Here is a 23670-nt window from a genome sequence, read left to right as displayed (position 1 = left end):
TTTTTAACATGGAACAAATGAAAGTGGCTGAAGAACGAGTGGTTCAGCTCAATTACGAAGATACACATCTCTCAATCAATGTTAGGGAACTTAGGCCAGTGGTTTTTGAAAGTAAGGAGGGATACTTTTGTGTATTAGGACCCGATATACAAACAGGCATTGTGGGCAGCGGTAACACCATCAGGGAGGCGCTGGCTAGTTGGGAGACCGCATTGGAAAGACGTACGAAAAAAAGCCCTTCCGAAGAAGATGAAGTGGCGTTGTACGTCAGGGACGTATTGCAGGCATCAAATAATGATGTCTGGTAGATTTTTCGCTAGACAATCTGGGTAATGGTTTGTGCAATCTGTTCGATGGCATGCTGAACAATCGCTTCTGGCGATCCGGTCGAAAAAGTACGCCTTTCATGTACCGTGCCGCCATACAAAATGGCGTAGAAGATCGTGCCCACAGGCTTTTCCGGGGTTTCACTGCCTCCCGGCTTGGTTAGGCCGGTCACCGAAACGGATAGATCCGCCTGGATAACGTTCCGCAAGTGCAGTGCCATTTCCCGGGTGACTTCCGAAGATTCGGGTGAAAATTTTTCGATCAGTTCGGAAGGGACAGAAAGAATATCTTCCTTCAGGCACGCATCGTAGCAGATGATTCCCCCCTTTAAAACGGTTCCGGCGTATTCGGTTTGCGAGAATGCATAGGCGAGTTTTCCCGCAGTAGCGCTCTCGGCAAAGCAGATAGTAAGCTGTTTTTCAGCTAATAGCTGTGCACAGTCTTCAACGACTAACAAGGAGGTTTGCATGCTTCGGTTTTGATGGATGATTATAAACATAAGCGCTCCCGACGGACGAAGGCGCTTATGTTCAATCATGTGTTTATCCCAATTGCTTCATGCAGCTTGGCCGGCATTCGATTCCTTCATGGCAATGTCGGTCAGCAGAGTGTCCGTTTCCTTTTCTTCAGCGAGCGTTGTGCCGAGCAGCTCTGCCGCTTTTTGATGTTCCATGAGTTTGGCGTACGTTACCAGACAGCCGTAGCTGGCAATCTCATAGTGCTCTACTTTTTGTGCGGCAGCAATCAGCGCTGCATCCAGCAGATTCGTTTGGTCTGTGAAGCTCTCCATGATTTCCTCAGCTTCTTCCAACAAGCCTTCCATTGCCTTGCATTTTTTTCCGCGTGCAGACATACCCACAGATTCGAAGACCTGTTTCAATCGCTCAATCTGGCCTTCGGTTTGTGTGTAGTGTGTTTCGAACGCTTTGGTAAGCGAGTCGCTGATGGCAGCGGAGGCCATTTTTTTCAAGCCTTTCAACAATTGCCGCTCCGCGCCAAGTATGTCACGCAGTTCATCTACAAATAATTCATGAAGGTGCTCGTTGGGCATGTTTTGTGATTTTTCCATTGTGTTTGCCATGGTTTTTAATTTTATAAATTGAACATGTTATGCCGGATAATTGTCCGCTTGTTGAGAAGGCCAACAACAATGGATGGGAAAAGTTTTGGAATGATGAAGAGAGCGGTAAGACCGCTGCGCTATTTATGGAAAGCGGTGTCGGATGCGAAATCCGTCCAGTCACTTTTCGCCTCGTATTCGGCAATAAGATCGGCGCGGCCGTTGAGGGAAAAGTTCGATGCGAGGTGGGCAATGTCCATCTTCATGTTGAACAGACAACTTTCCACAAGGTCTTTCCTGAACCCCTTTCCAGCAACTTCAAGCACATACTCTACGCAGATTACACGGGCCACGATCTTCCCGAGATCAACCAGTTTCCGTTGTGGGATGATGGCCCCCGGTTCGAATCCAAGGTATTCTTTGAAGCGGGGAGCGGATTGCTGGGTGCGGTCAAAGCCGGAAAAGAATGTGTAAAGATTTGTTTCTTTTTGCCTTTTCATTTGCTTCAGTACCATCTCGGCGATCTGTGTATAAAGCATCTCGTTGGAACCTTCAAAGATCTGGAATGGCCGGCTGTCTACAATCCCCCGTCCTGCGATGTGGCTGATCCGGTATCCGTTGGCACCAGATACCTGCAGGCATAATTGAGCAGATTCCTGCATCAGGTCTGTAACCAGTGCCTTCATGCTGTTGGCTTCCAGCCCCTCCATCGCAAGATTATTTGCAATGCCGCTTATTTCACTACTTCTGGCACACATCCCTGAGCACAGGGTATAAGCCGTCTGTATTCTTGACAATTGAAACTGGACGGAATCCAGCATCAGGAGGTTTCCAGCACCAACAACCCGATTTGTGCAGTGGAACAGTGCCTCGTCAAGCATACGCTTGATGAAGCCCATGCCCATTCCCGGGAATTGCATCCGGCTGCGGTGCAGGATATCCAGCATCATTTTTATGCCGGTGCTTTCGGGTTGTAGCTTATGGTTACCCGGTACCTCGACGTCGATTTTGTTCAGTCCATACGGAATCATATACAGCCCCAGGTTGCTATAAATTGATTCTACCTCGATGTGCTGTTGCCGTATCGAATTGTCGGTCATGAAAAAGTCTACATCCCGGGCGAGCTCGCCGTTGCCCAGATCCTTCCTTGCGGCGACCAGCCAATAGTTTGCCTGGCCGGTCAATCCCTGCCAATGCTTATGTCCCTTTATCGAATAACCGTCTTCCGTAATCCGATAGACGGTTTTCATGTTCAGCGCATCGCTGCCAAATTCCGGTTCGGTGATCATCAGTCCACCCATGTGGTGTCCGATGGTGAAGGTGGGAAGGACTTTCTCCTTCAGCGATGTATCGCCATACTTCGCCACCGGCTCAAGAAACAAGGCGATATTGATGCCGAAGGTGAGTGATAGGGGTAACGATTCGTAGGAAGCCGCCGATAGCAGGCTCAGACATTCCTTCACCACAGCGCCCCTTCCGCCAAATTCCTGAGGGATCGCTACAGACAGCGGCGATGCCTGCATGATGACCTTCCATACTTCCGGAGGAAGGCCCCGCACGAGGCTCAATTCATTGATGTCGTGCTGTTCATGGAATGCCTTTTTCAGTGCAGATTTAACTCTGCTCATAAAGGTGTTAAAATCGTCGTGTCTGTTCATTCTCTCCTCAACCAGCTTTGAAAAAGTAATTTCCAAATTTATCGAATACCGCGAACAGTGCCAAATGATTTTGTAAGCTTCGGCTCGGACTGGGAGTCTATTTTAGCGCTTCATTACGGATATCGCCTGCATTCCACGATCACTCCGTGTGGCCGTGTACGACACTTTATCGCCCATGTTTAGTTCTGTATCAGGCTGAGCGAGGCCTGTCACATGTACAAAAAGCCGTTCTTTTGTCAGTTCGTTGACAACGAACCCATATCCCTTGACCGGGTCGAAATAACTGATAACGCCTGTAAGCAAGGCTTCGGGGTCTGCCGGAGCAGCTTTGGGAACGGCGATGGCAATTTCGTCTGCTGCTATTTTGCGCACATTTTTTGGATCGGGTGGTGTATCAGAAAGGTTTCCGTTTTCATCCACATATGCCATCATTTCTTCCAGCGTTTTTCGTTGAGTTACGGTATTTCGCCGTTCGTCCCTTCGGAGTTCTTTTTCTCTTTTCTTTTCGATTTTTTTCTTTCTTCGTTCTCTTTTGCTAAATGTTTCTGCCATTGATATAAATTTAAATACGTTAATACTCAGTAATAGCCCGTAAAAGCACTTCCCACGGCTTAACCGTAGACAGTGTCTTAATTCGGGAAATGGAAATTATCAGAAGGCGTAGCCGGATGGCGACGCCGAAACGTTTCTAAAAGTGTGTTTCTTCATGGAATGAAACGAATATACGAAAATTTATCGGAATATGGAAATTTTAGAAGAAACGGCGATCAATCCGGATGAGCTGTTGGATGGACGGTTATCAAAAAGGGGGACAACCTAATGGCATCCCCCAACTTATAAACGCTAGTTTTTACAGCGCAACTAAACACCTATATCGTATCGTTCAACATCGTATCGTTCATCATCGTATCGTTGGGTGGTGGCATTGGCTCCATATACGTTGTGTCTGCATCTTGTTGTTGGTTATTCCCGGTGTTGTTACATGCTGCTACAAACGTGGCCGCAGCCAAAACAGCAAAAAGCATTTTAATCGTCTTCATTTGCGTAAATTTAGTTAACGATGAGTTTGCATCGCTCCGCGATGATACGCGGCAACTGATGCGTTGTTATTAGTTATCGTTGAAAGATAACAGTCGAAGGTGCATTTAGTTTTGAAAAATTAGTTTGAAGGCACCGATCTTAATATGGGGTTTTTATCCGACAATATATCCAAAGAATTATTCCATCACCGGCGTTTACGCAATTGTTGCTCTTATTTGGATCGAAATAGATCTGGGCCGCATATATTTTCCCCGGTACAAGGGTCGTCGCCTCGGAAGACATCCAAACGGGCCGACTAGCTCGAGACGTTACTTTTGTAACCTTTCCATCTGTCATTTACCCTAAGTAGATATAACAATCATATAATCATGGAAAATAACAACACACATCGGTTGACCAACACATTTAACCTCTTAAAGTTTACGTTTGTAGTCGTTCCCATCGTGGCTGGTGCAGACAAATTTACCAATCTACTTACCGACTGGGAACAGTACTTAAACCCCAGTATGACGGGGATGTTGCCGTTTTCCGGTGCAACATTTATGATGATTGTCGGTGTCATTGAGATCATCGCTGGTATGATTGTCCTCAGAAAATCCGAAATTGGCGGATATATTGTCGCTGCTTGGCTCGCGCTCATAGCATTGACGTTGCTAATAGGAGGTCAGTATCTTGATGTCGCGGTCCGTGATCTGGTAATGTCCGTTTCGGCGCTCTCAATGGCACGACTTGCGAAGATTACTGTATAAATGAAGTGTACCTATGATTCCATCGGATCATCATCTTACCGAAACGGATATTGCCGGACGAGTGTTAAAAGGCGAAAAATCACTTTACGAGATCATCGTAAGACGGTTTAATCCCTGTCTATACCGGGTGGGCAGATCTTACAATTACAATCATGAGGATACCCGCGATCTGATGCAAGAAACATTTATTGATGCGTACCGCAGCCTCCACCAGTTTGAGGGGCGATCTGATTTTAAAACATGGATCATACGCATTATGATGAACAACTGTTACCGCAAAAGGGTAAAGTTAAGTTTTAAATATGAGATGGCACAGGATATAAATGATCATGCAAAACCTATGTTTACCGCTTCAGGCAGGGATACCGGACAAATGGTCCAGAACTGGGAATTGGGCGGAATCATAGAAAATGCCCTTAGCCGGATTCCGTTCGATTATCGGATCGTATTTTCTTTAAGGGAGATAAACGGATTGAATGTGTCAGAGACGGCGAAATTGCTTAGCATCAGTGAAGCAAATGTCAAGACCCGACTCAACAGATCTAAGGCGATGCTCAGGAATGAGATAGAGAAAACCTATTGCCCCAGTGAATTGTTTGAATTTAACTTGATCCATTGCGATGCCGTGGTGGATCATGTCTTATCACGCATTGGTAGTAACGAATGATGTAAATAAAAGGTTTTGCAAAATATCATTTGAGAAAACAAATCCGGAAGAAATGCTGTTATTGTGGGTAAAACAGATTCAAGCCACTTAATTAAATCCGTTATGGCAATTGTAAAAGTAATCGAGGTGATTGCCTCATCCAACTCCAGTTTCGACGACGCCGTTCGCAGTGCGGTAAAAGAAGTGTCTGCTACCGTAGAAAATATCGACTCGGTGTACGTGAAAGATTTCAAGGTACATGTGAAAGATGGCGAAATTACCTCTTACGGTGCTATCTGCAAAGTAGCCTTCCGGGTAGCACGTGGGGAGCATCAAACTAACTAAGGACTTTCATCCGTTGGTGCTTTGATGTCCGCACGCTGTTCAGGCGTTAATTTCTTGAATGCAGCGTAAGTGTCCATGATATAGAGGCGCAAATCCGCCTCATCTGCGGTTGAAAGAAAGTCGACCGTAGGTCGGTATTTTGTCATATACAGTTCGAGCTCTTGCCCTTTCAGCGGTGTTAACGAAGTAATGACTTCTGGCGTGAAACGGGCGTCTATTTTCCGGCGCTCCTGCTCGGCAAGCAATTGTTTATGGCGTTGCCTTGCTTGCCGACCTTCATTTCCGAACCATCGGGACGGGGATATGCGTACACCGCCCCGTTGTTGGGAGGTTTCCGTAAACTGGCCTTCTTTTTCCGCACGCTTAATTTCCGCTGCCAGCCGGGTATCTGTCATGGCCTGTATCTGGACCTCATCGATCTGAATAGCACTTCCATCTGACGTCAGGTACACTCGCTTGATGTCAAACTCGATCACGACTAAAGTGTCTGTGCGATATCCGGGATATTCGAATTGAAGACGTCCGTTTTTTTTCACCGCAATACTGAACCGACCATCTGCACGGCTCTCCACCAATTCGCCGGTAGTTAGGTTTTTGATTTCTACATATTGCAGGGGCTCACCACTTTCCAGTTCAAGTACATACCCGGTGAGCGTTGAGTCTTGCAAGATAGTACGGGCCGAATGGGCGCAGGTTGGGACTGCATAACCAACTATGGACAAGACCAGTATAACATGCAGTGCCTGATAAGAAAGTATACTTAAAATCGGGGGTATGAATTTTAAACACTGCATGTTAGATCGATAAGTTGGTTCTATCATTTCACCGGAGCTTCCCAGCGATTGTTGTCAGGATTATGATCGGGATACACCTTGTCGGGGTCCAATTGCACGGCTACAATCTTTTCATTTGTGGGCGCTTTGAACGTCCATTTGTTGTTGCGCTCCCATATTTCAACCGGTAGTTTTACCCGATGGACTTTACCGCTTTCGGTGGTAATATCCACTACCACGGGCATCGGTAGTTTTTCGAAGTTTTCAATGGTAATAATCCCTTGGCCATTTGCATCGCTGGCCTCTGGTATGACCATTACGATACCCTGATCAAACCGCCAGTTGTATTTAAACCATCCGCGCCAGAACCAGTTAAGATTTTCGCCTGCTACATTTTCCATCGTCCGGAAAAAATCATCCGGTGTAGGGTGTTTGTATGCCCAGCGTTCTAAGTAAGTTCTGAAAGCACGGTCGAAACGTTCAGGGCCCAGAATTTCGTTGCGAAGCAACGTAAGGCCAAAACCGGGCTTCCGGTACGCGAGTGTTCCGATGTTGCGCTCCTGCATGCTCTGCGGGGTACTCATGACGGGCTCCAAGTCAGGGCGGGTCAATGCCTGCGCAAGCCGGTTGGCATCGCCCAGCGGACGGTAATATTCGCCGCCATTAAACGCCTCGGTCGATAGGTCGTTAATAAAGGTGTTGAACCCTTCGTCCATCCACGCATGAAACCGTTCATTGCTACCCACAATCATGGGGAACCAGATGTGCCCGAATTCATGATCGGTTACACCCCATAGCCCTGCAGCTTTCGATTTATAGCTACAGAAAACAATTCCGGGGTATTCCATGCCACCGAGATTGGCCGCAACATTGACTGCTATCGGATAAGGGTATTCCATTAACAACTTCGAATAGAATTCGATCGAAGCTTTCGTATATTCCGTGGAGCGCTCCCACGCATTGCCGCCATTGCTTTCCACCGGATAAGCGGATAACGCCAAGGAAGTGTTGCCGCTCGGTAGGTTGATTTTAGCGCCATCGACGATGAATGCGGGTGACGATGCCCAAGCCACATCGTGCGCTTTTTCAAGACGGAACTTCCAGGTCAGCTCTTTTTTTCCCTGCGGACGCGAGCTGGCTTGGGTTACTTCCTCAGCCGATCGGATGAGGACTGTCTTGTCGCTCTTTTTGGCTTGTTCCAGCCGTTTCTGTTGCTCAGGCGTATATACTTCCTCGGGGTTCAACAGCTCTCCGCCCAATACCACAATGTGATCGGCCGGTGCGGTGATATCGACCTCGTAATTGCCGAACTCGAGGTAAAATTCTCCCGGACCGGTATAAGGCGTTACGTTCCATCCGAGGATGTCGTCGTACACGGCTACCCGTGGAAACCATTGTGCAATAGCAAAAATTTCGCCATTCTGCGTTTTCAGTACGCCGGTGCGGTCTGCACCGTAGGTGGGCACAATGTAAGAATAATCAATACTGATCGTTGTTTTCCCCCCATTGGGTTGCAAGGGTTCGGGGAGAAACACCTGCATGCGAGTGTCCGTAATCAGGTGCTCGGCGTCCTTGCCACTGCCGAGCTTGACGGATTTGATAGCGTAGCCGCCATCAAAGTCCGACTGGGCATCGCCGTAGCGGCTTTTGGTGAGCGGAACAATCTGATGGCCACGCCCTTCCTGGGAAAACATGTTTTGATCCAGCTGGAGCCAAATGAAGTCAAGTTTGTCCGGACTGTTGTTGGTATACTCCATGGTTACGGTACCACGGATTTCGTGGGTTTGGTCGTTCAATTTTGCCGCGATCTTGTAGTCGACCGCATTTTGCCAGTATTTAGGGCCCGGCATGCCGCTTGCTGAACGGTATTCGTTGCCGTTGTGTGTGTAAAAGAATGGATTGAACGCTTCCTGATAGTCGTAATTGCTCGCTGTTGTCTGAGAAAGCAGCGTCATCGGTGCAAGCCCTAGAAACACTAAAAGGCTGCAGAAGATTATTAATGATTTATTCATGTGATGATGGTTTGATTCGTTGCCTATTTTAACTTAGCTGCATATTCGTTTTCGTCGAACCCTAAAATAATTCCCTTGGGACTTTCAATGACGGGACGCTTAATAATACTGGTTTTTACCTGCATCAACCGGTTAGCCGACGTGGCATCCTTGACGGCGTTTTGTTCTTCTGGAGAAAGCTGGCGCCAAGTGGTACCCCGCTTATTAACCAACGGTTCCCAACCGGTTTGGTTTTCCCAGGTACGCAATTTTTCGTCGGATACGCCTTCCTTTTTGAAGTCGTGGAAGGTGTAATCGATCCCTTCTTTTGTTAACCAGTCCAACGCTTTTTTAACCGTATTGCAATTCTTGATTCCGTAAACGTGCATAACTAACTATTTTGAAGCAAGCAAACTTACTATAAATAAAAACAACAACTAAATAACGATTGTGTTAATTTGCGTTAAAAGGACCCCTGACATAAGGTTGTCAGCCACGTGGCTTATATTTGTACCATAAATCCGATAAAGATGGAAACGCATACGACCAATTATCAGAACACGTTTATTACTGTGGCGGATGACTGCCCCGTTGTTGCCGGCGAAATTCCACCGATGAGGGGTGATAAAAAATCAGTGGCTAACATCCAGTTCGAATTAGTCAGCAAAAACCCCTACCGGTTTACTTCGGACGATGTACTTTTTCAGGTTTACGCCGAACGCAACGATTTGACGGAAGGTGAATGGAAGCAGGAGCGGAAACTTTTCTTTTCGAAAGGACAACCGTGTCTACGAGCTTCTCCGCTTACCAAGCGGTACGGTTGGGGTGTCCATAGCGATAGTAATGGGAAAATTGCCATTTACGGACGTGAAACGGAAGAATATGCGCAGTTTGTAAATGGTGAAGATGTAAAGATTGTGAAAGCTATGAAGTCCAGTAGATAGTTTCGAGCGAAATCCCTATCTTCGTACCGATGGATAATTTTATTGTTTCGGCACGTAAATACCGGCCCGCCACCTTTGATACGGTGGTGGGACAACAGCATATCACCGTTACCCTTAAAAACGCCATTAAAAACAACCAGCTTGCCCAGGCGTTTTTATTCTGTGGGCCGCGAGGGGTCGGAAAAACCACCTGTGCGCGGATTCTGGCGAAGACCATCAATTGTGAGCACCTGCAGGATGACATCGAGGCCTGTGGCGAATGCGACAGCTGCAAGTCGTTCCAAAATGGAAATTCTTTCAGCATACACGAATTGGATGCGGCTTCAAACAATTCGGTGGATGACATCCGTAATCTGATTGACCAAGTGCGCATACCGCCGCAAACCGGAAAGTATAAGATATACATCATCGATGAGGTACACATGCTTTCGCAGCAGGCCTTTAACGCCTTTTTGAAAACGCTTGAAGAACCTCCTTCTTATGCAATATTCATTTTGGCAACCACCGAAAAGCATAAAATATTGCCTACCATACTTTCACGGTGTCAGATTTTTGATTTCAACCGCATCAAGGTGGCTGATATGGCCAATCACCTGGCTTCCATTGCCGAAAAGGAGGGAGTGTCCCACGATGCAGATGGGCTGCACATGATTGCGCAGAAAGCCGATGGAGGACTGCGGGATGCGCTGTCCATGTTCGACCAGATTGTCAGCTTCTCCAATAAGCAGGTTAGTTATCAGGCCGTCATTGACAACCTGAATATCCTTGACTACGAGTATTATTTCCGCCTTACTGATGCCTTACTTAACGAGGATGCGTCATCGGCATTGCTCATCTTGGATGAGATACTCGCTCATGGATTTGAGGGGGGACATTTTATCAGCGGGTTGAGTTCCCATTTCCGTGATCTGCTGGTGGCTAAGGAGCCCGCAACCCTGAAGCTACTGGATACCAGCGACACCATCCGCCAGCGGTACCTGAAGCAATCAACAGCTATTTCATCGGGCGTACTGCTGTCGGCACTGAATATCGCGAGCCAGTGCGAAATAAACTATCGCACCAGCAAAAATCAACGTCTGCAGGTGGAATTGGCCTTGCTGAAGATGTGTCACCTCGCCGCGGCCATCCAGCTGGCAAAAAATGGTTTAGCCACCCTTCCCGCAGCGGAGGGTGAAAAAAAAAAGCCTCATGAACCCATAGAAAGGGAGATTCAGGGCACCAGTCGGCAACCGACGGCAGCCACCGCGCAAGCACTGGTGCAGGAGCAGCCTGCCGCCCAACCAACGCCCGCAGCTCAACCGCTTTCTCAGGGAGCGGTAAATCGTCAATCATCAGTAGCTCCTGATACTCAGTCCCCAGTTCCGAGCCCTCCGCCCCCAAAAACCCGCTCGTGGGGCGACGTTAAACTCGGTACTATTATTCCTGACTTGAACAAGGTTTTTGAAGAGAAACAGGAAGTGGCAGAAGCGGATGAACCTGAATTGCTGAGTGGGGAGGCTAGGGAACCGTTTGACTACGATCAATTATTGAAGGAATGGCATGCCGTTGCCGATTCGCTAAAAGCCGAAAACAAAATCAACCTCTTTACGCTAATGACTGCCAACGCACCGCAATTGTTGGCTGATTTCAAGATAGGAGTAACGGTGGAAAATCCCATCCAACTAGATTTGCTGAACATCTCCAAGATTGATATACTCAATGAACTGCGGATAAAAATGCGGAATTTTGCGATTGACCTTGTTCCCATTGAAATAGCCAACGACGTGGTACGGAAACCCTATACGGCACAGGAAAAATACCAAGCAATGGCAGCAAAAAATCCCGCACTCGATGTATTACGGAAAACGTTCAACCTCGGATTAGAGTAACCTTAACGGATTAGCGTAGCCTTAATGTTAACGCCGTTCCCCGATTTGCTGACGCCACATGGCGTAGTAGAGTCCTTTTGCGTCGACCAGTTCGTCGTGCGTGCCCGTTTCAGCAATCTTTCCTTTTTCAAGGACAATAATACGGTCTGCATGCATAATCGTAGACAGCCGATGGGCGATTAATACGGTGATTTGCTCGCGCTCGCCCGATAGCGCCCTCACGGTTTCGGTGATGGCTTCTTCGGTAAGCGAATCCAATGCACTGGTAGCCTCATCGAAGATCAACAAGCGGGGATTCCGTATCAATGCACGGGCAATGGAAATACGCTGCTTCTCTCCGCCGGATAGCTTCAGCCCGCCTTCGCCCAATACGGTGTAGATACCTCTTTCACTGCGGGCCAACAAAGGGGTGCAACTGGCTTTGTGCAGTGCACTGAGTATTTCTTCCTCGGTGGCATCCGGCTTAACGAAAAGCAGGTTGTCCTTGATGGTGCCGGCAAATAACTGGGTATCCTGGGTTACAAAGCCGATCTGCCGGCGCATCTCGTTGAACCGTACTTCTTCGGAGGGAATGTCATTAAACGAAATCTGGCCGGAAACGGGCCGATACAGTCCTACTAAGAGTTTAACCAGCGTGGACTTGCCCGAACCCGACGGGCCTACAAAAGCAATGGTTTCTCCGGTTTTGACAGAAAACGAAATATCGTCAATGGCATTTTGCGAAGCAGTTTTATGGCGGAACACGACACGATCGAAAAAAATTTCTTCCAACGGGCCGATGGGAATCGGATCCTCCGGACGGCGCTCGATGGGCTTTTCCATCAGGTTGTCAAATAGCTGGATGGACGCTTCGGCCTCGCGGTATTGGACAATGATGTTGCCGATATCCTGCAAAGGCATGAAAATAGAAGTAGAAATGAACTGCATCGTAATCAGTTCGCCGGGGGTCAGTACCTCGCGGAAAATGAGCCACAGTAGGGTGAACAGGATGGATTGCCGTAGGAGGTTGAGCGTGGTGCCCTGAAGAAACGAAAGGAAACGGACCCGTCGCGTTTTCGTCATCTCCAGATCGTAGATGGTTTGGGTGTGCACACGCATCCGCCTTATTTCCGGAAACGTGAGTCCCAGGCTTTTCACCAGTTCGATGTTACGAAGCGACTCGGTAATGATTCCCGACATCCGCGTGGTCTCCCGGTTGATACTTCGTTGGGTAGTTTTGATTTTGCGGCTCAGCATCCCTGTGATGGTGCCGATAACCACAAATCCGATGAAGAAAATAGGTATCAGGGCCCAATGTTTGGTAACGGCATACCAGATGAGGAAACCGAAACCAACCAGCGACGAAAAGAGGATGTTGATACCCGAACTGATAAAACGTTCGGTATCGGTACGCACCTTTTGCAGGACGGCCAGTGTTTCGCCGCTGCGCTGCTCCTCAAACTCCTGAAACGACAAGCGCAGCGTTTGCCTCAGTCCGTCATTGAAAATCTGCATGCCGAACCGCTGCACCGCTAGCCGCATCACGTACTCCTGAAACGAACGGCTCAACCGGGCCAGCAGTGCAATAGCGATGGCTACTGCCAACCAAAACAACACACCCCTGACCAGTTCCTGCTCGCTGCGCCCGCCCAGGTTGTTGGCATAATCGTCGATGATTTTTCCGAAAATGATCGGATCGATCATGGAAAGCAATTGAGCAACAGCGGCCAACAGCAGCGCGATGTAAATGTATTTACGCTGTGGCTTCAGGTATTTCCACAGGATTATCATGCTCAGGCTCTTTTCAGTTTCTTCTCACCCAACAGCCATACGGCTTTCCGAGGTGGCTCCAGCTTGATGCTCGGTGATCCTTTGGCGTGTTTGCGGATGTGCTCCACGACTTCATCTACGGAATCGGTAAAAAGCAGGAGATCCATGTCTTCCGGGCTGATGGTTTTTTCTTCCATCATGCGCTGGACGTGGGCGATGATCTCCTTGTGGAAGCCGACCCCCATCACCACAATCGGGAACCGCTTGATCTTACCGGTCTGGATAAGTGTGAGCGTTTCGAAAAACTCATCCAGCGTGCCGAAGCCTCCCGGTAGGACCACAAAGGCAAAGGAATATTTCCGAAGCAGCTCTTTGCGGACAAAGAAGTACTCCATGGTGACAAACCGGTCAAGATAAGGGTTATGCGCCTGTTCATGCGGCAACAGAATATTACACCCCACCGACAGCACTCCGGCCTCTTTGGCACCCCGATTGGCAGCTTCCATGATACCCGGGCCGCCGCCCGTCATAATGGCAAACCCAAGCTCCCCGATTTCCTTGGATACCTGGCGCGCCAATTCATAGTAGGGATGATCTTCTTTAAAACGTGCCGAACCGAATACCGTAACGCACGGGCCGATGAAATGTAAGCCGCGGAAGCCTTTGAGAAATTGCATTACTACACCACCCACGTATTTAAGTTCTTTCCATCGAGCGCGTGCGCCCTCCATGAATTTTTTTTCCTCTTTGATAAATTGATTGCTCATTGGGTTAGGGTTTTTGATGGTTTACCAATTCGATGGCTTCCTGCAGAATGCGGCGGCGCTTGCGTGGTGCGCAGTGCAACGTATCGAGTTGGGATTCATCGTCAATAATGTCCTTTACCAAGATACAACCCTGTTTCAGCAGCGTGTCCTTTTCGTTTTTGGTGACAGTCGTGAGGCACGTGATGGGGTACAAGCCTGCATTGTCTACCCGGCGTTTGATACTGCTATCGGTTGGATAATCCCACGATAGGAGATTTAAACCGTAATATTGGGCAAAATGGATGGAGTCGGTGGTCATGTACGCATTGGTGACCAGCCACCCCGCAGTAAATTCCATCGGCTTTCCGAAAAATGAAAACTTGCGCCCCTGGAAGTCATTTACCCTAGAAAGGAAATACATAGGCGTGGTTACGGTGATTTTGGCTTCCTCCGTGTTCCTGAATTTGCATTCGACGAGCAGTAGCTCGTCGTCTTTCTGTGCGACTACATCGACTTCGTGGGTGACGGAGTTGCCGGTCAGCAATTGTCCCGTCAGGGTCTGATAGTGGACGTGTCCGAATAGTTTGGCTACCCATTGTTCGAAAAAGTAACCAGCCGGTCCTAGGTCCTTCAGTGCCCTTTTCAGGCTATACCGCGCGGCAAAGGAATCGGCTTCTCGTTTTAATAAGTGGAAGGCAAGCCTGTAGAGATCACGGGTACTGATTCCGTCGTAAACCATGGGTCTCATTGCATCCCATACCTCATCGACCACATCCGACGAGGCACCCGATTTGGATAAAGAACCCTTCAGGCGGTTTACATCAAACTCAACAAGTTCACCGGAGTATTTTTTTACTTGCATACGTTGGGCGTCTTTTGAGATGCCAATATGCATATTTTTGGGCAGATACCAAGGGAGATTTTGAAAAGCCGGTCGCTACCAGCGTTCTAACAATCCGGGTAATTGGCCGAAGTCGGCGATTTCAGCGTCGGTAATGTCCAATTCATCAATTCCCCATTCTTCCCATCCCATCACGTTTAACCAGATCGTTTGGCAACCCACTGCTTTGGAAGGCAGGATATCCCGGTTGTACGAGTCGCCCACGGCAACACATTCTTCCGCTGCATAACCGAGGCGGTTCACCCCCTTCTCATAAATCTCCGTATTGAAATGCATGTTGGATGTGGTAGATTCGACGACATCCGAAAAATATTTCTTGATGCCGAATTCAGCAAGTACCGAGTTGAGGTTCCCGTAAAAATTAGCAACCAACACGATGGGAAATGTACTGGACAGGCTTTCCAGGATATTTTGGGTCTTCCGGAGGGTTCGGATAGCCAGGTTGTTGCACTCCTGCGCAATGGTGCTGATGTTGTCGTAATCCAATTGATAGCCCTGGTTTGTCAGGTAATGGAACTGCTGGGTAATTTTATGCACCAATAGATCCAGAAAGACATGACTGGGTTGGATAATGGCTTGCGAAGCCAATACATCTTCGGAATAGGCATAAGCCCGATTAAATACAGACTTGTCCAAACCGACAATGTGTTTCTGGAATTTATGCCAGAGAATGGCTCCCCAGTGCTGCCCATTCGTGTCGATGGTCCCTTCGTAATTTAATAAAATCCCTCTTGCTTGCATGATGCCAAATATTTACTGTTAGGTGATAGACTATTTGACTTTTTAATTTAATGAGTCAAAAGTAAAGAATAATTGTGTTTCTGTATCAACGTTTTTAGAGTAGACGAGAATAATGACCTATAAATTACAATCTAAAAAAAATAATTATCAATAATGGCTTTTAGCTTGTTTTCCGGTAATTCCAGATGGCCCAACCATTTAATACCACACCAAAGGCCAATAGGATGCCAAGGTGGGGAAGAATGGCCGACCAACCGCTTCCCTTGAGAATAATCATTCGCATCACTTCTACCAAATAACTTACGGGATTCAGTGCAGCAATCCATTTTGCCCACCCGGGCATGCTGTCTATCGATGTGAATAAACCACCCATCAGGATGAAAATCATCATAAAGAAAAACATCACGAACATGGCTTGCTGCTGGGTGTCGGTATAGGTGGACACCAGTAATCCAAATCCCAACACGGCGAGTAGATAAATCCAGATAAATCCATACATGGCCATTATATTGCCTTGAGGGAAAATGCCATAGATGATCCAGGAAACCACCAATCCCAATGTGAATACCACGTTACCCAATATCCAGAAAGGAATTAATTTCCCGAGGATGAAATGGTGTTTCCGGATGGGCGTTACATTAATCTGCTCGATCGTGCCGATTTCCTTTTCTTTCACGATGTTCAGAGCCGAAAGAAATCCGCCTACCATGGTCAATAAGATCGCAAGGATACCGGGTACCATGAAAAATTGGTAATTGAGTTGTGGATTAAACCGGTTTTTCGGTATTACTTCGATGGTGGGTAGCGGCTGCAAACGCATGGGCGGTATCCACTCCATTCGGATATCCTGGTTGAAATCGCGCAGGATGGACGACAAATAAGCGCCACCTAAACCGGCTTTCGTGCCGTTGATGGCATTCACTGCAATAAACAGCTGTTGCTCGTTTTCACGGATGAGGTTACGTTCGAATCCGCTAGGTATTTCCAGTGCCAGATCGGCCTTGTCCTGTTCAATAAACCGGTAAGCCTCTTTCATGGAAGCTTGGTATCCCTGTAGCCGGAAATATCCCGAAGCGGTGATCTTCGAAATCAGCTGCCTCGAATAGGGCGAGTGATCGTGGTCTACCACCGATAAGTTGATGTTTTTAACTTCGAAGTCGGCCGCTAGCGGTAAGATGACAAGCTGCATGATCGGCATCACCATAATCAATAGCAGGATGGCCCGGTTCCGGAAAATCTGTCGGAATTCTTTTTCGAGTAGAAATTTTATTGTTCTCACTTTTTTAATTGAAAATTAGCTAATTGAAAGTTGAAAGTTTTACTTTCCATTTTTCACTATTCCAGTCGTATCTTAAAACTTCTTAAACTGATCACGAAGAAGAACAGTGCGATCCCCAGCAGGATCAGCGTCTCCTTCCATATGGCGGCAAAACCCACACCTTTAATCATGATGGATTTCACGATGATGTAAAACCATTTCGCCGGCACGACATTCGAGATAATTTGCAGCGGTACAGGCATATTTTCGATGGGAAACATAAAGCCGCTGAACATCATCGTGGGAAGCAGCATACCCATCAGCGAGATAAGCATCGCGACCTGCTGGGATTTGGTTTTGATGGAAATAAAGATTCCCAATGTGAGGCAGGTAACGATAAAAAGTGTACTTTCTGCGAATAGGAGCAACCAACTGCCTTCCACGGGCAATTGCAAAACGAACACACTCATCAATACAATCGACAGCACATTGACGAGGGAAAGAATCAGGTAGGGGACCGCCTTTGAGAGGATAACCCATACGGGCTTGAAAGGCGATACCAGCAGGATTTCTAGGGTACCTGTCTCCTTTTCGCGCACGATGGATATCGCAGTCATCATCACCGAAACCAGCATGAGTACCAGTGCCATTACCCCCGGTACAAAGTTGGGAGCGCCTTTCAATTGCGGATTATACAACATGCGTAGTTGGGGCGTGATCCGATAGGGCAGCGCAACGGTTTCATTAAGCTCAGTTTGGTAGTCCTGTATGATGGACGATACGTAGTTGGTCAGTGTTGTTGCGTAGTTCGGATCCGAAGCGTCGGCGATGACCTGTATGGGTGCATGGTTTTGATGGAAGAGATCGCGCTGGAAATTGGCTGGGAATAGGATCGCCAGTTTGATTTTGCCTTCTTTGAATGCGGTCTCCATCCGGTTTCTATCCATCACATCTTCGCGGATTTCAAAGAAGTTGCTGGCGCCGATGCGGTCGATAATGGATCGGGAAGCATCGTCCTTGGCATGATCGACAATAACAATACGGGCGTTCTTTACTTCGTTGGTAAGTGCAAAACCGAAGATGACGATCTGTGCGAGTGGCATGCCAAACAGAATGAGCAACGTTCTGCGGTCACGCAATACATGATAGAATTCCTTTTTTACAAATGTGATAAACTGCTTCATTTTCCCTAATCTTTATTCTTTGCTCCCCTTGCCAGCTGATAGAATACTCCATCCATGGAAGACTCGTTTAGCTGTATCTTTAATTCTTTAGGCGTGCCCAATGCGGCAATTCGGCCGTCGACCATAATGGAAATCCGGTTGCAGTATTCGGCCTCGTCCATATAATGTGTAGTAACAAAAACCGTAATGCCATTGCTGGCTGCTTCGTAAATCAGTGCCCAGAATTGCCGGCGTGTCACGGGATCCACGCCTCCCGTAGGTTCATCGAGAAATACAATGGTTGGTTCGTGCAGGATGGATACCGAAAATGCCAGTTTCTGTTTCCAGCCTAAGGGCAATTCTCCGACCATTTTTTTGGCTTCCGGTTGCAATCCCAGCCGTTCGATCAGCGCATCGCTTTTCAATTTGAGCTGTTGGTTGCTGAGCCCATATATGCCCCCGAAAAACCGGATGTTTTCCAATACGGTCAGGTCTTCGTATAACGAGAACTTCTGGCTCATGTATCCGATGTTCCGTTTGATCTGTTCGGTCTGGCGATATACATCGAACCCCGCGATACGGGCGGTTCCCGACGAAGGGGTGGATAGGCCACATAACATGCGCATCGCGGTTGTTTTTCCCGCGCCGTTTGCACCGAGGAATCCGAATATCTCTCCTTTGTAAACCTCAAAGCTGATGGCATCGACAGCGGTGAAATCACCGAAGCGCTTGGTCAAATTTTCTGCTTTGATTACCGGTTCGTTCATACTCATGTGGTCAGCAGTTTAATAAAACAATCTTCGATGGTGGGTGTCACGGGGTTCACTTCGATACCATCCAGGCCCGCTTTGGCCAGTACGTCCGTCAGTACTTGTACTGCTTCTTGATCGCCCATGCCCGGCATATCAACGTGGATATATTCACCGAACAAATAGCTGTTAAAAGGTGGCTGATGGGTGGCTAATACGTGGATAACACGTGGCATATCCGTGGCTTTGACTGCATAGAGCGGACTCGGATAGGCGGTCACGATTTGCTGGGGCGGGTTGATGGATAGGATACTTCCCCCTTGGATCAACGCGATGCGGTCGCAGCGGGTCGCCTCGTCCATATATGGGGTGGAAACCACGATGGTAATCCCCTGTTGTTTGAGGCGTTTGAGCATTTCCCAGAATTCTTTGCGCGAAACCGGGTCTACGCCGGTGGTAGGCTCGTCAAGGAAAAGTACCGTGGGCTTATGAATCAATGCACAGCAAAGCGCCAGTTTTTGCTTCATCCCACCTGACAATTTGCCCGCCCGCCGTTTCTTGAATGGTTCGATCTGCACGTAAATGTCTTCGATGAGATGGTAATTTTCCGCTACCGTCGTGTTGAATACCGTCGCAAAAAAATGTAGATTTTCTTCAATACTGAGATCAGGGTAAAGCGAAAACCGGCCGGGCATATACCCGACGCTGCTACGGATCTGACGGTAATCTTTTACGACATCGTATCCTGCTACCGTAGCGCCGCCGCTATCGGGCAGCAGGAGTGTGGTAAGGATCCGGAAGATGCTGCTCTTGCCCGCACCATCCGGGCCGATAAGACCAAACAGTTCACCTTTTTCCACGGAAAAGGAGACATCGTTCACCGCTTTCACTGCGCCTTTGTTGTAAGTTTTGGAGATGTTGTTCACATTAACCATAAAACTGTCACTTTCAATTTTCAACTTTCCACTTTCAGTTTTCTTCCATTTTCAATCAAACCTTACCTCCCCATACATCCCTATTTTAAGGAGTCCATCGTTTTTTACACGGATTTTCGTGGCATACACCAGGTTTTCACGTTCATCTTTTGTCTGGATGGTTTTCGGCGTGAATTCCGCCTTGTCACTTATCCACTCCACCGTGCCGGGATACTCCCGGTATTCACCCTTGGCATCATCTACCAATACGGTAACGGATTGATTCAGTTTGAGTTGGCTGAACTGCGGTCCGGTGATGTAAGCCCGTAAGATGATCGAAGAAAGATCGGCGATCTTGTATAACGGCTTACCCACCGTAGCGGTCTCGTTTGCTTCGGCATATTTCACCAACACAGTGCCATCAAGTGGATTGATAATGCGGCTCTTGGCGAGTTCATCTTCCAATTGTGCAATTTGGACTTCCAGCGGAGAGGCTTCCTGTGTGAGGCTTGATGAGGTGATGCCCAAGGAGGACTGCTGGGCAGCGATCTGCTTTTTGATGACAGCTACCTGCGCGTTTGCATCGTCCAATTGTTTCGGCGTTGCTGCATCCGCCCGTACCATGTTGGCAATGCGTTGCTGTTCGTGGACCGCCTGGTTCAATTGCTCATGCAGGGCGGCAAGCTGCACAGTTACATTTGGTCGTTTGCTGAGTACGGCTTTAATCTGCGATTGGAGCTGTAGCTTCCGCAGGTGAAGTTGTGTACTGTCTATATAGCCGATGGCCTGGCCGGCATGCAGCTCCTGTCCTTCCTGAACATCCAATGCGTTAATGACGCCGTTGGCTTCGGCGGAAATAATGGTTTCCACGGCCTCAAAGGTTCCCGATGCGTCGTAAACGTTTTCGTGTTGACTGCATGCCGCTATGAGAAAGGGGATAATTGTCAGGATTTTTAAGCTATTCATTTTCGTTATTTTTTAGTTCGCTAATTTCCGGTTGTGTGTTGGATTTCGTATTGAATCATCAGCCATTGAAGCTCATGGAGGATTTTGGCCAATTTGGCATTGTCTTCGGCATTGACCTCGCGGAGGTAATCCGCCGAATTGATCACGCCGTTTTCAAGTTGGGCAAGCGCTGCCTCTTTCACCGAGGTGCGGAGCGTGATGATTTCATCATCGGTTTCCAGCAATCGCTCGTACTTGGCCGATTCGGTGTTTTGCTGCGACAGCGCCAGCTGGTTGTTGAATAGGAAGTTTTCCCGTTGTACGTCGATGGATTTGGTTTTGATGTCCAGTAACGCTTTTTCCTTTTTCAATGTGTAGAAGCCACTTATCGGGATGCTTAAGCGGACACCGCCATAGTAATAGGGATCGAAATCATTGCTTAACATGTTCAATGCCGGGCGCCCGATGCCTGCTTGCACAAAAAAATTCAACTTGGGAAGATTTTTGGCCATCAGCTGTTTGCGGTTCACGTCGATGCTGTTTTGCTGGAACGCATACCACGCCAGTTCCGGGCGGTTGTTGCCGGTAGCGGAAGTAGGAGCCTTGGGCCTTTCCAATCGGGTACGTTCATCCAACGGTCTGTTGACAAATTGGCCGAGCATGTGCAGGTATGCACTGCGTGTCGTCTGTAATTCCACGGTGCGCTGCGTTGTTCTGAGTAGTTCGGCTTCCAATAGGTTACCGTTGCTTTTCAATGCAGCACCGTTAGCAATCGCTGCGTTGGTTTTATCCAGGCCAGCGCGGATATCCTTTTGTAGCAACTCGTTTTGGTTCAGCTGTGCATCCAGTAGTAAAATCCCAAAAAAGAGTTGGTTTACCCGTTCCCTGATTTTATATAGTTCCACTTCCAGCGCTTGTGCTTCCACCTGTGCGTTTGCTTCAACGGCTTGTTTCTGGAGTTTAATGGAACCGCCGTCAAAAAGAGATTGGTTGAGTTCACCATACAGTTTGTACTGATCTTTATCCAGGGTGGGTACGTCTATTCCGGGAACCTGAATGGGAATCTTCGTCACTTCGGACTGGTACGTGGCCTGGCCATTGATGTTAATCTGTGGCAGATAGCCCTTGTTGGCCTGTTCAATTGCGTACCGGGTGCTCAATGTGATCAGATTATGCTGTTTGATCAACGGATAATTTTCGGTGGCCAACGTATGGCTTTCCGAGAGGGTAAGCGTTGTATCCGGCGTCTGTGCCGCGGTAACCAGCGGGATCGCTATCCAAATGCATACAGCTAAGAAACGGGGGTTAATCATTTTGTTTATTAATTTGAATTAATCATTTGATTAATATGGATGTAAAAAAAATTAGTTGGCTTCCAGCATAGCTAGAAACCATGTTTTTATCAATGTTTTCCGTTCATTCATCAAGGTAGCCGCCCGTTCGGGTTTGATACCCGTAATCAATTGAAGGAGCGGTTTTCCGATAAAAGGAAAGATAATAAGACCGAGCATATTGAAAATGAAATGCAGGGGGTCCATATCGGGACGCCTTTCGGCCAATTGCTTGAAAAATGCCGAATCGACAATTTTTGTTTTTGTCCGGATCATGTTCGCAAATTTGTCTGGGTTATTTCGGATTTCCCCCAATACAAACAAGGGGATATCCGGATTGGCGAGCAGCGTGTTGATGTAGTGTTCGGCGATTTGTTCCACTTTTTGTTCAATGGAGGTGCGGTCATCCATGATAGCGGGGCCTATTTTTCCCAATAGAATCTGCATCTTTTCCAGGATGACGATTTCAAACAGTTTTTCCTTGCTGCGGAAATAGTAATTGAGCAGAGCGAGATTAATACCGGCTTCTTCTGCAATATCCCGTGTGCGTGTGGCGGCATAGCCTTTCTGCGTAAATACTTTACGGGCTGCTTCCTTGATTTTTTCTTCCGTACTTAAATCGGGTTTTGCACCCTTTACTTTTGCCATGTCTAATCGTTATTGGTGCAAAAGTAATGGGGATTTTTGATTTAACCAAATATTTTAATCATTTGATTAAATATTAATGTATTTAGATCCTGCCAGACTCGTCACAACTCAGCCTTTCCCGATTCCGACGCTTTGGGTGCATGTATTAGGGAGCCATGAGTTGATCGATCGGCTTTCGAAGGTTAATTCCAAGCTTTTTAAATTGCGAAGGAGTCAGACCGGTCACCTTCTTGAATTGCGCCGATAAGTAGGCCACACTGCTATACCCCAGTTTATAGGCGATTTCGCTTAACGTCAGTTCGTTGTAGGAAAGCAGTTCTTTAACTTTCTCCATGCGTTGCAAAATGACGTATTGTTCAATCGTAATCCCCTCTTTCTCGGAAAAAAGTTTACTTAATTGCGAATATTCCTTATTCAGGGTCGCCGGTAGCACTTCCGTAAACACAAAGCGGTTGTCTCCCAGCCGATGTACATGGTCGATGACGATGGATTTAATTTTTTCGACCAGCTGTTGTTGCTGGTCATCCAACAGTTCAAAACCAATGGCATTCAACTTTTGTTGCAAATTCTGCTGCTGGTCCGGTGTTAGCGGGTCGGCTAAAACAACTTCACCAAGCCTGACATCCAACGGAGTAATGGCCATCGACGTAAATACCTCCGATACTGCCTGTGTGCAACGCGGACAGACCATGTTTTTGATGGCAATCTTCATCTTACAAATTTACGGTTTTTCCGAAAACCAAATGTCCGGTAAATTGTTTGTAAAGTAATTAATTACGAATTAAAGCGATATGAACACCAAGACCAAGGAAATACTGGATGATGTGAAAGAACGGCTGATGGAGGCCAATGACCACCGCAACATTGCGAATTCAGAGCGCGTATTGTCTGTAGCAGCCGGCGCATTTGTGCTGTACACGGGAATTACACGGATGTTTAAGACACCGTTGACTTCGCTAGCCGAGGTGACTTTGGGGGGTGCGCTGATTTTACGGGGGGCAACGGGCTATTGTCCGGTGAAGGATTCAGTATGTCCAGATCGGGATATAACCATCGTCGAGCGAATCGTCGAAGAATAGGGGCAGTTTTGGCCAATCGGCATTTTTGCCCGATATTGGTGGCT

The 23670-nt window shown here is 47.6% G+C and carries 27 protein-coding genes; 7 read left to right on the top strand and 20 right to left on the bottom strand.

What is annotated here, in order from left to right:
* Nucleotides 1–8: 8 nt before the first annotated feature.
* Complete coding sequence (locus BMZ56_RS04285) at nt 9–308, top strand: hypothetical protein (protein WP_143072847.1); 300 nt, start codon at nt 9–11, stop codon at nt 306–308.
* Between the two features lie 8 nt (nt 309–316).
* On the opposite strand, the gene BMZ56_RS04280 is transcribed toward BMZ56_RS04285, so the two are convergent.
* The 5 genes from BMZ56_RS04280 to BMZ56_RS25555 all read right to left on the bottom strand — a co-directional run bounded on the left by BMZ56_RS04280 (nt 317) and on the right by BMZ56_RS25555 (nt 4085).
* Complete coding sequence (locus tag BMZ56_RS04280; protein ID WP_245893071.1) at nt 317–865, bottom strand: CinA family protein; 549 nt, start codon at nt 863–865, stop codon at nt 317–319.
* 18 nt (nt 866–883) lie between these two features.
* The gene (locus BMZ56_RS04275; protein ID WP_090624658.1) at nt 884–1408 is read right to left on the bottom strand and encodes a ferritin-like domain-containing protein; all 525 of its coding nucleotides are present in this window, start codon (nt 1406–1408) and stop codon (nt 884–886) included.
* 119 nt (nt 1409–1527) lie between these two features.
* Nucleotides 1528–3015, bottom strand: a complete 1488-nt coding sequence (locus BMZ56_RS04270; RefSeq protein ID WP_245893070.1) for an acyl-CoA dehydrogenase family protein — start codon at nt 3013–3015, stop codon at nt 1528–1530.
* 132 nt (nt 3016–3147) lie between these two features.
* On the bottom strand, nt 3148–3597 hold the full coding sequence (locus BMZ56_RS04265; protein ID WP_090624653.1) for a cold shock domain-containing protein: 450 nt from the start codon (nt 3595–3597) through the stop codon (nt 3148–3150).
* 317 nt (nt 3598–3914) lie between these two features.
* Complete coding sequence (locus BMZ56_RS25555; RefSeq protein ID WP_177195023.1) at nt 3915–4085, bottom strand: hypothetical protein; 171 nt, start codon at nt 4083–4085, stop codon at nt 3915–3917.
* Between the two features lie 369 nt (nt 4086–4454).
* Between BMZ56_RS25555 and BMZ56_RS04260 the strand changes: the two genes are divergently transcribed.
* From BMZ56_RS04260 to BMZ56_RS04250, 3 genes are all read left to right on the top strand, one after another.
* Nucleotides 4455–4835, top strand: coding sequence for a hypothetical protein (locus tag BMZ56_RS04260; protein WP_090624651.1), 381 nt, complete (start codon nt 4455–4457; stop codon nt 4833–4835).
* Nucleotides 4836–4848: 13 nt separating this feature from the next.
* Nucleotides 4849–5502, top strand: coding sequence for a sigma-70 family RNA polymerase sigma factor (locus tag BMZ56_RS04255; RefSeq protein ID WP_090624649.1), 654 nt, complete (start codon nt 4849–4851; stop codon nt 5500–5502).
* A gap of 102 nt (nt 5503–5604) precedes the next feature.
* Nucleotides 5605–5826, top strand: coding sequence for a dodecin family protein (locus BMZ56_RS04250; protein ID WP_090624647.1), 222 nt, complete (start codon nt 5605–5607; stop codon nt 5824–5826).
* Here the strand turns inward: BMZ56_RS04250 and BMZ56_RS04245 are convergent.
* The 3 genes from BMZ56_RS04245 to BMZ56_RS04235 all read right to left on the bottom strand — a co-directional run bounded on the left by BMZ56_RS04245 (nt 5823) and on the right by BMZ56_RS04235 (nt 8979).
* Nucleotides 5823–6494: a peptidase associated/transthyretin-like domain-containing protein gene (locus BMZ56_RS04245; protein ID WP_104443691.1), complete on the bottom strand. Its 672-nt coding sequence runs from the start codon at nt 6492–6494 to the stop codon at nt 5823–5825. The genes BMZ56_RS04250 and BMZ56_RS04245 overlap by 4 nt on opposite strands.
* Before the next feature lie 149 nt (nt 6495–6643).
* On the bottom strand, nt 6644–8611 hold the full coding sequence (locus BMZ56_RS04240) for a M1 family metallopeptidase (protein ID WP_090624642.1): 1968 nt from the start codon (nt 8609–8611) through the stop codon (nt 6644–6646).
* A 23-nt stretch (nt 8612–8634) separates the two neighbouring features.
* Nucleotides 8635–8979 (bottom strand): ArsC family reductase, encoded by a 345-nt coding sequence (locus BMZ56_RS04235; protein ID WP_090624640.1) that lies wholly within the window; start codon nt 8977–8979, stop codon nt 8635–8637.
* A gap of 141 nt (nt 8980–9120) precedes the next feature.
* On the opposite strand from BMZ56_RS04235, the gene BMZ56_RS04230 reads away from it, so the two are divergent.
* Nucleotides 9121–9534, top strand: a complete 414-nt coding sequence (locus BMZ56_RS04230) for a DUF6157 family protein (RefSeq protein WP_090624639.1) — start codon at nt 9121–9123, stop codon at nt 9532–9534.
* A gap of 29 nt (nt 9535–9563) precedes the next feature.
* Complete coding sequence (locus BMZ56_RS04225) at nt 9564–11402, top strand: DNA polymerase III subunit gamma/tau (protein ID WP_090624637.1); 1839 nt, start codon at nt 9564–9566, stop codon at nt 11400–11402.
* Nucleotides 11403–11429: 27 nt separating this feature from the next.
* On the opposite strand, the gene BMZ56_RS04220 is transcribed toward BMZ56_RS04225, so the two are convergent.
* The 12 genes from BMZ56_RS04220 to BMZ56_RS04165 all read right to left on the bottom strand — a co-directional run bounded on the left by BMZ56_RS04220 (nt 11430) and on the right by BMZ56_RS04165 (nt 23259).
* Complete coding sequence (locus BMZ56_RS04220) at nt 11430–13172, bottom strand: ABC transporter ATP-binding protein (RefSeq protein WP_090624635.1); 1743 nt, start codon at nt 13170–13172, stop codon at nt 11430–11432.
* Between the two features lie 2 nt (nt 13173–13174).
* A complete protein-coding gene (locus BMZ56_RS04215; RefSeq protein ID WP_090624633.1) occupies nt 13175–13918 on the bottom strand; it encodes an LOG family protein in 744 nt (247 codons plus the stop codon).
* 4 nt (nt 13919–13922) lie between these two features.
* Nucleotides 13923–14759, bottom strand: coding sequence for a restriction endonuclease (locus BMZ56_RS04210; RefSeq protein ID WP_090625770.1), 837 nt, complete (start codon nt 14757–14759; stop codon nt 13923–13925).
* Nucleotides 14760–14834: 75 nt separating this feature from the next.
* Nucleotides 14835–15539, bottom strand: a complete 705-nt coding sequence (locus tag BMZ56_RS04205; protein WP_090624631.1) for an HAD family hydrolase — start codon at nt 15537–15539, stop codon at nt 14835–14837.
* Between the two features lie 160 nt (nt 15540–15699).
* On the bottom strand, nt 15700–16818 hold the full coding sequence (locus tag BMZ56_RS04200) for an ABC transporter permease (RefSeq protein ID WP_090624629.1): 1119 nt from the start codon (nt 16816–16818) through the stop codon (nt 15700–15702).
* Between the two features lie 56 nt (nt 16819–16874).
* Nucleotides 16875–17981, bottom strand: coding sequence for an ABC transporter permease (locus BMZ56_RS04195; RefSeq protein WP_090624627.1), 1107 nt, complete (start codon nt 17979–17981; stop codon nt 16875–16877).
* A gap of 5 nt (nt 17982–17986) precedes the next feature.
* Nucleotides 17987–18733 carry an ABC transporter ATP-binding protein gene (locus tag BMZ56_RS04190; RefSeq protein WP_245893068.1) on the bottom strand — a complete coding sequence of 249 codons (747 nt, stop codon included), beginning with the start codon at nt 18731–18733 and terminating at the stop codon, nt 17987–17989.
* Nucleotides 18730–19644 carry an ABC transporter ATP-binding protein gene (locus tag BMZ56_RS04185; protein WP_090625769.1) on the bottom strand — a complete coding sequence of 305 codons (915 nt, stop codon included), beginning with the start codon at nt 19642–19644 and terminating at the stop codon, nt 18730–18732. The genes BMZ56_RS04190 and BMZ56_RS04185 overlap by 4 nt, the downstream gene beginning before the upstream one ends.
* A 51-nt stretch (nt 19645–19695) precedes the next feature.
* Nucleotides 19696–20589 (bottom strand): HlyD family secretion protein, encoded by an 894-nt coding sequence (locus BMZ56_RS04180; RefSeq protein WP_177195022.1) that lies wholly within the window; start codon nt 20587–20589, stop codon nt 19696–19698.
* A gap of 20 nt (nt 20590–20609) precedes the next feature.
* Entirely contained in the window at nt 20610–21881 is a 1272-nt protein-coding gene (locus BMZ56_RS04175; RefSeq protein ID WP_090624620.1) for a TolC family protein, read from the bottom strand.
* Between the two features lie 51 nt (nt 21882–21932).
* Entirely contained in the window at nt 21933–22547 is a 615-nt protein-coding gene (locus BMZ56_RS04170) for a TetR/AcrR family transcriptional regulator (protein ID WP_090624618.1), read from the bottom strand.
* Nucleotides 22548–22692: 145 nt separating this feature from the next.
* On the bottom strand, nt 22693–23259 hold the full coding sequence (locus BMZ56_RS04165) for a helix-turn-helix domain-containing protein (RefSeq protein ID WP_090624616.1): 567 nt from the start codon (nt 23257–23259) through the stop codon (nt 22693–22695).
* Nucleotides 23260–23338: 79 nt separating this feature from the next.
* Between BMZ56_RS04165 and BMZ56_RS04160 the strand changes: the two genes are divergently transcribed.
* Nucleotides 23339–23626 carry a YgaP family membrane protein gene (locus tag BMZ56_RS04160; RefSeq protein WP_090624614.1) on the top strand — a complete coding sequence of 96 codons (288 nt, stop codon included), beginning with the start codon at nt 23339–23341 and terminating at the stop codon, nt 23624–23626.
* Nucleotides 23627–23670: the final 44 nt, after the last annotated feature.

Source organism: Parapedobacter indicus (genome assembly GCF_900113765.1).
In the GTDB taxonomy this organism is placed as follows: Bacteria; Bacteroidota; Bacteroidia; order Sphingobacteriales; family Sphingobacteriaceae; genus Parapedobacter; species Parapedobacter indicus.
This window is presented reverse-complemented; position numbering and strand designations above follow the sequence as displayed.

Excerpts from the sequence above, each read along its gene's own strand:
- BMZ56_RS04285 (WP_143072847.1), top strand. The coding sequence starts at position 9 with ATGGAACAAATGAAAGTGGCTGAAGAACGAGTGGTTCAGCTCAATTAC.
- BMZ56_RS04280 (WP_245893071.1), bottom strand. The coding sequence starts at position 865 with ATGATTGAACATAAGCGCCTTCGTCCGTCGGGAGCGCTTATGTTTATA.
- BMZ56_RS04275 (WP_090624658.1), bottom strand. The coding sequence starts at position 1,408 with ATGGCAAACACAATGGAAAAATCACAAAACATGCCCAACGAGCACCTT.
- BMZ56_RS04270 (WP_245893070.1), bottom strand. The coding sequence starts at position 3,015 with ATGAGCAGAGTTAAATCTGCACTGAAAAAGGCATTCCATGAACAGCAC.
- BMZ56_RS04265 (WP_090624653.1), bottom strand. The coding sequence starts at position 3,597 with ATGGCAGAAACATTTAGCAAAAGAGAACGAAGAAAGAAAAAAATCGAA.
- BMZ56_RS25555 (WP_177195023.1), bottom strand. The coding sequence starts at position 4,085 with ATGAAGACGATTAAAATGCTTTTTGCTGTTTTGGCTGCGGCCACGTTT.
- BMZ56_RS04260 (WP_090624651.1), top strand. The coding sequence starts at position 4,455 with ATGGAAAATAACAACACACATCGGTTGACCAACACATTTAACCTCTTA.
- BMZ56_RS04255 (WP_090624649.1), top strand. The coding sequence starts at position 4,849 with ATGATTCCATCGGATCATCATCTTACCGAAACGGATATTGCCGGACGA.
- BMZ56_RS04250 (WP_090624647.1), top strand. The coding sequence starts at position 5,605 with ATGGCAATTGTAAAAGTAATCGAGGTGATTGCCTCATCCAACTCCAGT.
- BMZ56_RS04240 (WP_090624642.1), bottom strand. The coding sequence starts at position 8,611 with ATGAATAAATCATTAATAATCTTCTGCAGCCTTTTAGTGTTTCTAGGG.
- BMZ56_RS04235 (WP_090624640.1), bottom strand. The coding sequence starts at position 8,979 with ATGCACGTTTACGGAATCAAGAATTGCAATACGGTTAAAAAAGCGTTG.
- BMZ56_RS04230 (WP_090624639.1), top strand. The coding sequence starts at position 9,121 with ATGGAAACGCATACGACCAATTATCAGAACACGTTTATTACTGTGGCG.
- BMZ56_RS04225 (WP_090624637.1), top strand. The coding sequence starts at position 9,564 with ATGGATAATTTTATTGTTTCGGCACGTAAATACCGGCCCGCCACCTTT.
- BMZ56_RS04220 (WP_090624635.1), bottom strand. The coding sequence starts at position 13,172 with ATGATAATCCTGTGGAAATACCTGAAGCCACAGCGTAAATACATTTAC.
- BMZ56_RS04215 (WP_090624633.1), bottom strand. The coding sequence starts at position 13,918 with ATGAGCAATCAATTTATCAAAGAGGAAAAAAAATTCATGGAGGGCGCA.
- BMZ56_RS04210 (WP_090625770.1), bottom strand. The coding sequence starts at position 14,759 with ATGCAAGTAAAAAAATACTCCGGTGAACTTGTTGAGTTTGATGTAAAC.
- BMZ56_RS04205 (WP_090624631.1), bottom strand. The coding sequence starts at position 15,539 with ATGCAAGCAAGAGGGATTTTATTAAATTACGAAGGGACCATCGACACG.
- BMZ56_RS04195 (WP_090624627.1), bottom strand. The coding sequence starts at position 17,981 with ATGAAGCAGTTTATCACATTTGTAAAAAAGGAATTCTATCATGTATTG.
- BMZ56_RS04190 (WP_245893068.1), bottom strand. The coding sequence starts at position 18,733 with ATGAGTATGAACGAACCGGTAATCAAAGCAGAAAATTTGACCAAGCGC.
- BMZ56_RS04185 (WP_090625769.1), bottom strand. The coding sequence starts at position 19,644 with ATGGTTAATGTGAACAACATCTCCAAAACTTACAACAAAGGCGCAGTG.
- BMZ56_RS04180 (WP_177195022.1), bottom strand. The coding sequence starts at position 20,589 with ATGAATAGCTTAAAAATCCTGACAATTATCCCCTTTCTCATAGCGGCA.
- BMZ56_RS04175 (WP_090624620.1), bottom strand. The coding sequence starts at position 21,881 with ATGATTAACCCCCGTTTCTTAGCTGTATGCATTTGGATAGCGATCCCG.
- BMZ56_RS04170 (WP_090624618.1), bottom strand. The coding sequence starts at position 22,547 with ATGGCAAAAGTAAAGGGTGCAAAACCCGATTTAAGTACGGAAGAAAAA.
- BMZ56_RS04165 (WP_090624616.1), bottom strand. The coding sequence starts at position 23,259 with ATGAAGATTGCCATCAAAAACATGGTCTGTCCGCGTTGCACACAGGCA.
- BMZ56_RS04160 (WP_090624614.1), top strand. The coding sequence starts at position 23,339 with ATGAACACCAAGACCAAGGAAATACTGGATGATGTGAAAGAACGGCTG.